The sequence below is a fragment of the Gordonia sp. LMA484 genome (assembly GCF_058129505.1).
The window spans coordinates 5,679,700-5,690,945 of sequence record NZ_CM176700.1 but is presented as its reverse complement, the minus strand read 5'-3'; the positions used below and the strand labels follow the sequence as shown (position 1 = coordinate 5,690,945).

11 protein-coding genes are annotated in these 11,246 nt (G+C 67.6%); 3 read left to right on the top strand and 8 right to left on the bottom strand.

What is annotated here, in order from left to right; all coding sequences use genetic code 11:
- Positions 1-71: 71 nt before the first annotated feature.
- From AC4AMJ_RS25255 to AC4AMJ_RS25245, 3 genes are all read left to right on the top strand, one after another.
- A complete protein-coding gene (locus tag AC4AMJ_RS25255) occupies positions 72-1,256 on the top strand; it encodes an alkaline phosphatase family protein (RefSeq protein WP_489915481.1) in 1,185 nt (394 codons plus the stop codon).
- Positions 1,257-1,360: 104 nt separating this feature from the next.
- Positions 1,361-2,497: a TIGR03364 family FAD-dependent oxidoreductase gene (locus AC4AMJ_RS25250; protein WP_489915479.1), complete on the top strand. Its 1,137-nt coding sequence runs from the start codon at positions 1,361-1,363 to the stop codon at positions 2,495-2,497.
- 57 nt (positions 2,498-2,554) lie between these two features.
- Positions 2,555-3,274, top strand: coding sequence for a GntR family transcriptional regulator (locus AC4AMJ_RS25245; protein ID WP_489915477.1), 720 nt, complete (start codon positions 2,555-2,557; stop codon positions 3,272-3,274).
- 35 nt (positions 3,275-3,309) lie between these two features.
- Here the strand turns inward: AC4AMJ_RS25245 and AC4AMJ_RS25240 are convergent, their stop codons facing one another.
- The 8 genes from AC4AMJ_RS25240 to AC4AMJ_RS25205 all read right to left on the bottom strand — a co-directional run bounded on the left by AC4AMJ_RS25240 (position 3,310) and on the right by AC4AMJ_RS25205 (position 11,233).
- Positions 3,310-4,410, bottom strand: a complete 1,101-nt coding sequence (locus AC4AMJ_RS25240; RefSeq protein WP_489915475.1) for an MSMEG_0565 family glycosyltransferase — start codon at positions 4,408-4,410, stop codon at positions 3,310-3,312.
- Positions 4,411-4,415: 5 nt separating this feature from the next.
- Positions 4,416-5,375: a carbon-nitrogen hydrolase family protein gene (locus tag AC4AMJ_RS25235; RefSeq protein WP_489915473.1), complete on the bottom strand. Its 960-nt coding sequence runs from the start codon at positions 5,373-5,375 to the stop codon at positions 4,416-4,418.
- A gap of 21 nt (positions 5,376-5,396) precedes the next feature.
- Positions 5,397-6,833 (bottom strand): MSMEG_0567/sll0787 family protein, encoded by a 1,437-nt coding sequence (locus tag AC4AMJ_RS25230; protein WP_489915471.1) that lies wholly within the window; start codon positions 6,831-6,833, stop codon positions 5,397-5,399.
- 4 nt (positions 6,834-6,837) lie between these two features.
- The gene (locus AC4AMJ_RS25225; RefSeq protein ID WP_489915469.1) at positions 6,838-7,893 is read right to left on the bottom strand and encodes an MSMEG_0568 family radical SAM protein; all 1,056 of its coding nucleotides are present in this window, start codon (positions 7,891-7,893) and stop codon (positions 6,838-6,840) included.
- A 429-nt stretch (positions 7,894-8,322) separates the two neighbouring features.
- Entirely contained in the window at positions 8,323-8,727 is a 405-nt protein-coding gene (locus AC4AMJ_RS25220; protein WP_489915467.1) for an AMP-binding protein, read from the bottom strand.
- 10 nt (positions 8,728-8,737) lie between these two features.
- Complete coding sequence (locus AC4AMJ_RS25215; protein ID WP_489915465.1) at positions 8,738-10,021, bottom strand: MSMEG_0569 family flavin-dependent oxidoreductase; 1,284 nt, start codon at positions 10,019-10,021, stop codon at positions 8,738-8,740.
- The gene (locus AC4AMJ_RS25210) at positions 10,018-10,341 is read right to left on the bottom strand and encodes an MSMEG_0570 family nitrogen starvation response protein (protein ID WP_489915463.1); all 324 of its coding nucleotides are present in this window, start codon (positions 10,339-10,341) and stop codon (positions 10,018-10,020) included. The genes AC4AMJ_RS25215 and AC4AMJ_RS25210 overlap by 4 nt, the downstream gene beginning before the upstream one ends.
- Positions 10,334-11,233, bottom strand: coding sequence for a carbon-nitrogen hydrolase family protein (locus tag AC4AMJ_RS25205; protein WP_489915461.1), 900 nt, complete (start codon positions 11,231-11,233; stop codon positions 10,334-10,336). The genes AC4AMJ_RS25210 and AC4AMJ_RS25205 overlap by 8 nt, the downstream gene beginning before the upstream one ends.
- Positions 11,234-11,246 lie beyond the last annotated feature (13 nt).

Genomic DNA, 11,246 nt, shown 5'->3' with positions numbered 1-11,246 from the left:
AGGGTGCCCGGCGGATGCGAAGGTCGAGGCACGGCGGATTGTCCACAGGCGATCCGGATACCGTGAGGCCTGTGAGTCAATCGACGGACGAGCTCCCTCCGCTGCAGTGGGGTGGCCATGCGACCCTCGCCGACGTGCTACCGGCCATCGACGACGCGTTTCGCCGCCGGCCCTCGGCGGCGGTGCCGATCCCCGCGGCCAAGGACGTCGTGCTGCTGCTGATCGACGGATTGGGCGACGCGCTGCTCGCCGCGCATGCCGACATCGCCCCCACTCTCACGTCCATGCGGGTCGGCTCGATGCGGGCGGGGTTTCCGGCGACCACGGTCAGTAGCATCACCAGCCTGATGGCCGGTACCTCGTGCGGCAGCCACGGGATCATCGGCTACTCGTTCCGCACCGAACGGGACGAGACCCGCGGTCCGAAACGCCGCACACTCAACGCTTTACGCTGGACGTTCAACCGGTCGGACGGACGTTCCGCGCTGGCCTTGTATGTGCCCGAACAGATTCAGCCGGGCCGCGGGGTTCTCGGCGAGATGGCCGATCGAGGCGTCGAGGTGACCTATGTCATGCCCAACGCCTACCGCGGATCGGGTTTCAGCCGCGCCGCGTTCCAGGTCGACGGCACCTATATCGGGGCCCAGACACCGGCCCAGATCCTCGACGGTGTCCGCGAGGCACTGGCACCGTCGACGCCCCGGCATCGGTTCGTCTACGCCTACTGGCCCGATCTCGATGCGGCCGGCCACATTTTCGGTCCCGCGTCTGGGCAGTGGGTGAAGACATTGGGCGTGGTCGACCGGCTCGTCGGCGACCTGGCCGCAGCACTTCCCCGCGATACCGTGCTGGCAGTCACCGGGGATCATGGAATGATACAGGCGGACAAGCGAATTGACATCGACACCACCGACGAGATGTTGAAGGGTGTGGAGGCGGTGGCCGGGGAGATGCGGGTGCGTCAGGTCTACACGCGGCCCGGCGCCCGGGACCATGTCCAGGCCTTCTGGGAGAACGTCGCCGGCGACGACGCCTATGTTGTTCCCCGCGAACAGGTTCTGGACGAGAACTGGTTCGGCGCGGACGTGACTGACGTGATCGCCGAGCGCATCGGGGACCTGGTCGCGGTGGCGCGCGGTAACACCATCCTGACCCGGACGCTCAACGATCCGACGCCAGAGGTGAACATGGTGGGCCACCACGGCGCGTGGACTGTTGCCGAACAGCTGGTACCACTGCTGATCCACGAGGGGTGACCTCCGACCGTTCAGCAGATGGTTCCCTTCCGGCCACAGGGCCGTCACCTACCTTGTATATCTTTCTTCGCAGTAAGTATTGACTGCATCGAGGAGCAGGGACGATGGCCGCAGCGGGGACACACGTCGATGTCGTGGTCGTCGGGGCCGGCATCGTCGGCCTGGCTCACGCGTATCACGCACACAGACTGGGTCTTTCGGTGGCCGTTGTCGATCATGCCGGTCGGCCAACCGGCGCATCCGTCCGCAATTTCGGGCACGCCTGCATCACCGCCCAGTCAGGTGAGGCCCTCGGGTATGCACGGGCGGGACGTCGACATTGGCTCGAGCTGTCACACGCGGCCGGGTTCTGGTCAGCCGAGTCGGGGACCATCGCGATCGCCCGGCACGCGGACGAACATGCCGTCATGGCGGAGTTCACCGAGGCCCGGGGTCCACAGGAGGCACGACTGCTGAGCCGCGAGGAAACGCTCGACCGGGTACCCGCCGACGGCCGCGGGGTCGTCGGCGGACTCTTCCTTCCTCGCGATCTCCAGGTGGATCCGCGCACTGCGGCACCACGTGTCGCGCGGTGGCTGGAATCGGTGGGGGTGCGGTTCCACTGGCGAACTGCCGCGACATCGTTCGACGTCGGCGTGGTGCGCACGTCACGCGGGGACATCCGCGCCGACACCACGTTCATCGCGGTCAACCACGACCTCGACCGCCTGTTCCCGGATGTCGCCGAGGGCATCTCGATGCGGCGCTGTGCCCTGCACATGATGAGAGCCCATGTGCCGCTGCGCTTTCCCTTGACCACGCCGCTGTTCACCGGTTGGTCGTTGCTGCGGTACAGCGGTTTCGAGGCGCTTCCGTCGACGACCCGGGTCGCCGACCGTCTGCACGCCGACCATCCCGAGTACACCGCACTCGATCTCCATCAGATGTACACGCCGCAGCCGGACGGCACCGTCCTCATCGGGGACACCCACACCCGCGACGTCACCGTGTCGCCGTTCCAGTCCGAAGCGGGATTCGCGACGCTGCTGGAGGTCACCAAGGAGCTCTTCGACGTCACGACGATCGACGTCGTCGAAAGATGGCAGGGCGTTTACAGCACGGCAGCCGGCCGCGAGTTCCTCCGCCACGAACCCCTCCCCCACACCCACATCGTCACGGTCACCACCGGCATCGGGATGACAACCGGGCTGGGCCTGGCACAGGCGAGTGTCACGGAGGCGATGGCCGCCCACGACGGTTAGGGTAGGTATACAGGTTGGGCTTGTGTACATCTGCGCTTCGGGAAGGCTGTGGTGAACATGTCCCCTCGGCATCGGGAGATCCACGACGCGCTGCGCGCTCAGATACTCGGCGGTGAATACCAGCCCGGCGACGAACTACCTGCGGAGACAGCGCTCATGGCTCAGTGGCAGGTCAGCCGTGGCCCGATCCGTCAGGCGTTGTACAACTTACGGACCGAGGGATACATCTCCACAACACGTGGACGGCCCGCGCGAGTGCGTCATCCCCACCGACCGACACAGACTCTCGCATCATTCACCCCTTTCTCCCAGTGGGCGGTGACCGCCGGACGAACGCCCGGCAACCACACACGCAGTGTCGGGAGGGTCCGAGCGGATGCCGAGATCGCCGACGCGCTGCACATCGGTCACGACGAGTTCGTCGTCGAGATTGTCCGGCTGCGCACTCTCGATGAGTTGCCTGCCCTGCTCGAGCGGAGTCGGTTCACCCTCGACGTCGGCCGGACGCTGTTCGACTTCGATCCGGACACCGGGTCGATCACCGACCACCTCCTCGACCACGGTGTCGAGTTCGCGTCGATGCGCCACGAGTTGGATGCAGTGGCCGCCGATGATCTGGATGCTCGCGCACTGGGGATCTCGCCGGATGCGCCACTGCTTCGCGAGCGGCGCACCAGCTTCGATCCACAAGGTCGGCCGTTCGAGTACTCCGACGACCGGTATCGCCCGGATCAGGTGACGTTCTCGATCACCAACCGGATGACCACGCAAGGCTGATCTCGTCTGGTCCCGGTCCGGGAGTGGGCTTCCGATCAGCGTTGCGGGAACGGGTGGGCTGCATAGAAGTCGAGATGGGCGCGGGCCGCGGCGTCCCAGGTGAGTGAGCAGGCCAGGTCGCGGCCGGCGTCGCGGCGGGAGGGTGCAGGCTCTCGCGCCGCCAGCAACTGAGCCGCGAGTGCGGGTACATCAGCGGCGTAGGCGACGGTGTCGCCGAACACCTCTCGCAGAATGGGCAGCTCGCGCGCGACGACCGGCCGACCGGCCGCGAGGGCTTCCATGGCAGCGAGACCGAAGCCCTCCTTGGTGGACGGGAACGCGAAGACGTCACAGGCCGCGACCAGCGACGGTAGCGCAGCGTCGGCAACCGGCCCCAACACGACCGGCTCGATGCCGAGCTCACTTTGCCTGCGGTCGAAATCGGCGCGGTAGTCGCGATAGTCGAACAGGGTCTCTCCGCCGGCGAAGACGAGGGAGAGATCGGGGGCGTGGGCGCGCACCGTCGCGAAGGCCTCCAGCAGGTCGATACTGCCCTTGCGTGGTTCGATGCCGCCGACCGCGAGTACGTAGGGTCCGAGTTCTGCGCGCCACCGCTGACGCGCTGCTTCGGCGGCGGGATCATCGGCTGCCGCACCGGCAAAGCGTCCGTGGTCGACGCCATTGGGGATCACTGTCGGGGTCAGACCCCAGCCGGCATGGACCTCGTCGGCGACGGCCTGGGAGACGCAGATTCGTGCGTACGGGTTGACCACCGCCTTCTCGTGGCACTCGACCAGGATCGGGGTGGTGAACTGGTCGAGATGGTGGATGGTGCGGATACAGTGGCCGACGGCGTTGGCGCTGATGCAGTCCTGCGCGTGCACGACGTCGAAGTCGTCGGGTTCGAAACCCGCACGCAGCGTGTCGATGGACCGGATGATGCGCTCGGTGATGGTCTCGTCCGGCAGATCCGCGAACGGGATGAGTCGTTGTGTGACAGCGGGATCGACGCTGCGAAAGAAGCCGTCGTCGCCGCCGCGGGCGAGGCTCCACACGGTGACGTCGGCGCCCCGGCGACTCAGCGCCTCAGCCAGATTGAGGGTGTGAACGACACCGCCCCGGGGCTTGGTGGAATAGGTCAGCAGGGCAATTCGCATGGTGCTCACCTGCCCCGGATCGGGCTCGGCCGGCTAGTTTCTGGGTTCTGTCGGCGAGATTCTGGGTTCTCTCGGCGAGATTCCGGGTTCTCTCGGCGAGATTCCGGGTTCTCTCGGCGGGGGTCGGGATTCTCGGGGCGGGCGTGATAGGTGTCCGGTCGGAGTTCGGCGAGGTGATCGAGAACCCTTCGGGCACGGCTGATCTCGTGGTACACATCGACGTCGACCTTGGCCAGGCCACCTTTGGAACGAGTGTTGGCCAGGACGTCGCCGCCAGGTCCGACGACCTTGGCCTGCCCGAGGAAGCGCAACGAGCCGGTGACACCGGTGAGGTTGGAGGACACCACGAACACCTGGTTCTCCGCGGCACGCGCACAGTCGTACAGGTCGAACAGCCGCGATTGCCGGTCGGCGGGCAGCCGGGCCGCGCGATCGGTGACGCTGGCGGGCCAGGCGTTGAGCGCCGCGATGATCCGCGCCCCGTCGAGTGCGAGGGTACGCGCGGACTCGGGGAAGGTCTTGTCGTAGTCGATGAGCATGCCCATCCGTCCGACCGGGGTGTCGAAGGCGTCGAACGAATCGCCGGCAGCATAGGCCAGCGACTCCCCCGCCGGCTGGTGCACTTTACGGTGTGTGCCGAGGATGCCGTCACCGGACAGGCAGACCGCGGTGTTGTAGCGTTTGCCGTTCGCCGCTTCGGTGTAGCCGATACAGACGGTCATCTGTTTGGCGGCGGCCGCGATGGCAGCGAGCTCGGGGCCGTCGGTGTCGACCGGTGGCGGGAGGTCGTCCGGATCGGGATGTCGCAGGTCGCCGATGTAGCCGCCGATCGATGCGTCCGGGAAGACGAGCAGGTCGACGCCGTCGCGGGCCGCGGCCTCCACTATGCCGACGGCCTTGGACACACCACGCTCCACGTCGCGGCCGAAATGCGCCGCCAGGGCGCCCAGCGTGACCGTGGTCATGTCACCGAACTCTACTCAGGTTCATGCCGTTCCGAGACCTGTCACCGTCGATGAGATGACACTGGTCACCTCGCCATCGGGCCAGCGCAACCGTACTCCTGGCTCGACGGTGAGGCGCCCGCACGCGGCCGTGGTGGTCGGGCCCGGTGCGGTCGCCACCGGTGTGGGGTCGGCGACGAGCATCGCGTACCCCGGGAAGCACGTCAGCCACGAGCCCATGTCGGCCGCCGCAGGCCGGGGGATGGCGGCGACGTCGAGTTCGGCTCCGGTCCCGGATGCTTCCGCCAGCATGCCGAGGGTGCCCGCGAGCCCGGCCATGCTGACGTCCTTCGCCGCGGCGGGGCGGAGTTCGCCGAGAAGCCCGGCCATCGCGACGAGTTCCTCCGAGGAACGCGCGCTGGTGCTGTCCCACTGCCGGCCGTGGTAGCCGGACCGCCAGGACCCGCCGAGGTCGGCGATCACCGACACCGTGTCGCCGATCCGGCCGTCACCGGCGGAGATCGGGGCCTCGGCGCGTCCCAGCGCGGTCACCGACAACGATGCGTGCACCCCGACCTGGGTGTGACCCCCCAGCACGGGGGTCTGCCACGCCTGGGCGGCCGAGGAGATGCCGCGCATGATGCGGGTGAGATGTGAGCGGGTGGGGGCGGCGACCGCGTCAAGGAAGCCGAGCGGACGGGCGCCCATCGCCGACAGGTCGTTCACGTTGACGAGGATGGAACACCAGCCCGCCCATTCGGGATCGCGTTCGACCATCGCCGGGATGATCGCGTCACAGGCGGCAATGATCGCCGACTCGGGCACCGGCACGCCGTCATCGCCACGAAATCCGCTGGGACCCAGACCTCCTGGCTGGTGTGCCAGTGGCGCGAGGATGTCGGCGAGCAGCGCCTTCGTGGTGTCGGCGGTGCGCTGGATCTGGTGCAGCGGCCAGCGCATGGCGCGATGGGTGCGCCCGCCGATCGTGGGACCGGGACCGTGGTCGTGCCAACCGAGGGAGGCGAAGAGCGGGCCGTAGCGGTCTTGCACAGTGGCGTCGAACCGAAGGACACCGTGGGTTTCGACGTGGGCGCAGGCGGCCCGGACGAGCGCCGCCCCGACACCAGCGGCGTGCGCGGGGTCGGCGACGACGAGCCGGCTGCCGGACCACCAGCCGATGTCGACGGCGGTCATGGGTGCGACGCGCACACCTCCGATGACGGTTCCGTCGGGCGTGGCGGCGACCAGGACGACGGTGCGTGGGTCGTCGTCGGTGTCGTCACGATCGGATCCCTCGAACAGCCCTTGCCGTTCAACGAATTCAGCATGGCGGAGCGCGTGATAGGTGGCGATCGCTGCGGTGTCGTCGGCGACGCGGATCAGGAACGGCGAAGTGGTGGTCCGGGTACCGGCCAGGATCGACAGATCGGTCCGCGTATCCCGCAGCGACTGCGTCGGGAGGATGGTTCCGTCGAGCATCGCGTCACCCTCCCACGTTCTGCAACACGCTGCAGGCTCCACAGGCGGCGCATCCGGCGCGCTGGGCGGCGCCGGCCATGCCGATGAGCTGCAGGTGCGCCGCCACCTCGCGACTGATCTTCTCGACGACCGCCGGTTCGGCGGCGACCGCCCCGTCGACGTCGACGGCGAGCGTCCCCGCGTGCGGCCGGAACGGCACGATGAACGGATACACCCCCAGGTCGGCGAGTTCCTTTGCACCCTGGATCATCTCGTCGGGGTCTTCGCCGAGGCCGACGAGGAGATAGGTGGAGACCTGGTTTCGGCCGAAGACCCGGACCGCCTCGGCCCAGGCGGCGCGATACTCATCGCGGGACACCGAGGACTTGCCGGGCATCCACCGTCGGCGAACCTCGTCGTCGAGTGACTCGACGTGGATGCCGATCGCGACGGCCCCGGCGTCGTGCAGATCGGTGATGGTCGACAGGTCCGCCGGCGGCTCGCACTGCACCTGGATGGGCAGTTCGGGTACAGCCGCCTTGACCGCGCGGACGCACCGGGCCAAGTGCCTGGCGCCCCGATCCTTGCCGGCGGAGGTGCCGGTCGTCATGACCATCTGGGTCACGCCGTCGAGGTCGACGGCGGCGCGGGCCACCGCTGCGAGTTGCTCCGGCTTCTTCACGGCGACAGTCGATCCCGAACGCAGCGATTCTTCGATGGAGCAGAAGCGGCAGCGCTGGTCCTCGACGTAGCGGATGCAGGTCTGTACCACGGTGGTGGCGAGCACATCGGCGCCGTGCAGTTTGGCGATCTGTTCGAACCGGATGCCGTCGTCGGTGGTGAGGTCGTAGAAGCGGGGGCGCCCGATGGTCTCGACCTGCAATCCGGTGTCGGCACCGTCGTAAAGCACGCGGTCACCGTCGAAGGCGAACGGGCTGTTGGGGTTTCGCGGGATGGCGGCGTTGAGGCCGTCGATACGGAGATGTCCGTCGTCGGTCGGTCCGGCGCCGCCGGTTCGGTTGACAGGCGGCGTTCCCCGGATACCGAGGAGGGCGAGATCCACTCTGGTCGTTACGGTCACGCGGAAACTCCGTTCATTCGGAGGGCTGATGCATCCCGGTGGCCGCGGCCGGCCGGGGTGCGTCGGCGGATCTTGCCCGCGTCGTTGCGGAGTGGTCGATGGGTGAGGCAGATGTGATCGGGGCGGGAAGTCGCGGGCAGGCGTGTGCGCGCGAAGTCGTGGAGTGATCGTGGGGTCACGGGCGAGGCTCGATCCTCAGGAGACATCCCACCGATCCCTGAGGAGGTCCGGAGCGCCAGCGGAGGACCGTCACGAAGGGGCCGCCCTTCGTGACGCTCGCCAGCTCGCTCCTCAGGGACCGGGCGGCGACGCCAAGCTCGCTCCTCAGGGACCGGGTGGTGACGCCAAGCTCGCTCCTCAGGGACCGGGTCACGCTCGCATGCGCTACCACCGATCCCTGAGGAGGTCCGGAGCGCCAGCGGAGGACCGTCACGAAGGGCCGGCCCTTCGTGACGCTCGCCAAGCTCGCTCCTCAGGGACCGGGTGGCGACGCCAAGCTCGCTCCTCAGGGACCGGATGGTGACGCTCGCAAGCTCGCTCCTCAGGGACCGGGTCACGCTCGGCCGCATCGAGGTCCGGTGACAGCGGTATCGGAGTGGCGCAGGCCCGCGAGATGGCGACCAAGGCGACGACGAACCCGATCCCGTTGGGCAAGGAGAGAATCACCCGGTCGTCGCGGATCACACCTTCGGCGATGAGCAGACGGGCGAGGCGAATCGCTCGGGCATCGATCTCCGCGGCCGTCGCACTGCCCGTTCGGTCGGTGACGAGGACATCATAAGGAGTGGTCCGTGCACGGTCGGCGAAGACCGACGCGATCGACTGGCGTGCCATCGGGGCCTCGCTACTGCCCGGCCGCAAGCCGCAGATGCGACTCACCCAGCGCCTCGATGACGGTTTCGGCGATGTGCCGGGCGTCGCGGTCGATCCCGAGAAAGCGTCCCGATCCCCAGGTGTGCATCCAGGGCAGGCCGATGAAGTTCAGGCCGGGGACACCGGTGACGCCGCGGGTCTGCATCGGTCGGCCGCCACCGTCGAAGGCGCTCGCCTCGATCCAGCGGTAGTCGGGGCGAAAGCCGATGGCCCAGACGATGCTGGTGACGCCCGCAGTGCTGAGGTCCAGGTCGGTAGGGTCGGTTTCAGATTCCCAGACCGACTCATACCGCGAGGCGGGCGGGGCCTCGATGTTCTGGGCGTCGATGTACCGGTCGATGTCGGCGCAGATCGAGTTGTAGACGGCGTCGGCCTTGTCCAAAGCTGCGGTGAGTGTTGGCGCAAAGCGCAGTGTCGAGTCCTTGCCATCGGTGAGAGTTCCGTACAGGCGCATACCCTCCGACGCGAACTGTCGCAGGTCCACGTCGCGGCCGCCGTCGCGGCCGGTGACGTAGTGATTTGTCTTTTCCTGCGCTGCTTTACCGCCGGGGTATTCCTTTGTGGGGGTGTCGTAGAGACCCATGTCGGCGAGCCAGGTCATGCAGTCCCGGCCGCGGTAGAACCGCGCGACCCGGGGAGCGTTGCCGACCGCGAGGTGGACTTCTCGACCCGCCAGATGGAGGTCCTCGGCGATCTGTGCGCCCGACTGCCCGGTCCCGACGACGAGGACGGCGCCGTCGGGCAGTTGGTCGGAATTGAAGTACTGTTCGGAATGGATCTGCGTCACAGCAGGATCGAGCGAGGATGCGTAGGGCGGGATCACCGGGAGTGGATAGCCGCCGGTGGCGATGACCACCTGGTCGCAGGTGATGAGCTCGAGTCCGTCAGCGTCTGCGCTGTCCAGGGTGAGTTCGAAACCGGTCGTGCCGATGTGGCGGAGTCGCGTGACGGTCGTGTGCTCACGCACCGGTGGGTCGAAGGTGTCGAGCCAGCCGTTGAGCCAGTCGACGACCTCGTCGCGCGTCATGAACCCGTCGGGGTCCGGGCCGTCGTAGGCGTAACCAGGGAGCCGGCAGTGCCAGTTCGGTGTCACCAGGGTGAAGTTGTCCCACCGTTTGTCGGCCCAAGCGTGCGTCGGCGTCTTCGTCTCCACCACCAGGTGTTCGACGCCGGCTCGTCCGAGATACCAGCTGACCGAGAGGCCGGCCTGGCCGGCGCCGATGATCACCACGGGTAGATGAGCGGGTGCGCTCATGATGTCTCCAGGGAGGAAGGGGTTGTAGGGGTCGTTAGGGGTGGGTGCATGTCGAGGATCTCGACTGTGGCGCCATGCTCGTAACGGTCGGCGGTACGGCTGATGTCGTCGGCAGTGGCTGCCGCCGAAGTGCAGGCGAAGCCGTACCTTGCGCGGACCCGCTCAGCGGCTTCCACGAGTGCAGTCGTCGCGCGGCTGCGGAATTCGTCGACGGTGTACTGCGCGCCGACGTCGAGATGGTCGTGCATGACCAGGCTCGGCGAGTAGCAGTGCTGCACGACGCCGTCGGGCCAGCGAACCGTGACGGTCATCTCAGGCATGGGCGAGGTCCCGCCACGCCGCGGTTCCGGTGGCATCGAGTTCGGTGAGCGCGCCGTAGGCGTCAGGTCTGCGGTCGCGAAGATGGAACATGCCGCCACGCATGGCCGTGAAGGTGGCGGCGATGTCCACGTCGGCGACCGCCATTCCGCTTCCGAGCAGGGTCGAGTCGAGAATGTTGCCCCCGGGGTCGACGATCTTCGCGTTGCCGACATAGCGCAACGACCCGAAGGTGCCGGATTGATTGGACGCGACCCAGAACACCTGATTGTCCAGTGCGCGGGCGGTGTCGAAGAGGTTGAACCGGTAGGTCCATCGATCGTCCTGAAGGTTGTCGGCGGTCGCCGTCCGTGCGGCGGGCCAGGCCGACAGGCTCGCGATGATCTCCGCGCCATTGAGCGCCATCACACGCGCGGCCTCGGGAAAGGCCTTGTCGTAACAGATCTGGAGCCCGACGCGTCCGATCGGTGTGTCGAAGACACCGTACTCGGCACCCGAGGCGTAGGACATGTTCTCGCCCAGCGGCTGGTGCACCTTGCGGTAGCTCCCGTAGATCCGCGAGCCGTCGAGGACGGCGGCCGCGTTGTAGCGGGTCTCACCGTCCTCGGCGAGTTCGCAGAACCCGATGGCGATGACGAGGTCACCGATGATCGATTGCACCCGTTGGATTTCCGGCCCGTCGAGCCTGATTGCCGGCGGCAGTGAGCGGGTGGTGTTCTTGACGGTGTCACCGTGGTTGCCCAGCGACGACAGGTAGCCGCCGATCGCCGCTTCGGGGAACACCAGGAAGTCGACGTCGCGTTCGCGGGCCTGGGCCACGTAGTCGGCGATGGTCTCGTAGTTTTGCTCGAGGTCGCGGGTGAAGTTGGCCGCGACCGATCCGATGGTTGTCATGAGCTCGTCTCGG

Coding starts and splice junctions, on each gene's coding strand:
- AC4AMJ_RS25205 (WP_489915461.1), bottom strand. CDS start 11,233: ATGACAACCATCGGATCGGTCGCGGCCAACTTCACCCGCGACCTCGAG.
- AC4AMJ_RS25210 (WP_489915463.1), bottom strand. CDS start 10,341: ATGCCTGAGATGACCGTCACGGTTCGCTGGCCCGACGGCGTCGTGCAG.
- AC4AMJ_RS25235 (WP_489915473.1), bottom strand. CDS start 5,375: ATGACCACGGTCACGCTGGGCGCCCTGGCGGCGCATTTCGGCCGCGAC.
- AC4AMJ_RS25240 (WP_489915475.1), bottom strand. CDS start 4,410: ATGCGAATTGCCCTGCTGACCTATTCCACCAAGCCCCGGGGCGGTGTC.
- AC4AMJ_RS25230 (WP_489915471.1), bottom strand. CDS start 6,833: ATGCTCGACGGAACCATCCTCCCGACGCAGTCGCTGCGGGATACGCGG.
- AC4AMJ_RS25245 (WP_489915477.1), top strand. CDS start 2,555: ATGTCCCCTCGGCATCGGGAGATCCACGACGCGCTGCGCGCTCAGATA.
- AC4AMJ_RS25215 (WP_489915465.1), bottom strand. CDS start 10,021: ATGAGCGCACCCGCTCATCTACCCGTGGTGATCATCGGCGCCGGCCAG.
- AC4AMJ_RS25220 (WP_489915467.1), bottom strand. CDS start 8,727: ATGGCACGCCAGTCGATCGCGTCGGTCTTCGCCGACCGTGCACGGACC.
- AC4AMJ_RS25250 (WP_489915479.1), top strand. CDS start 1,361: ATGGCCGCAGCGGGGACACACGTCGATGTCGTGGTCGTCGGGGCCGGC.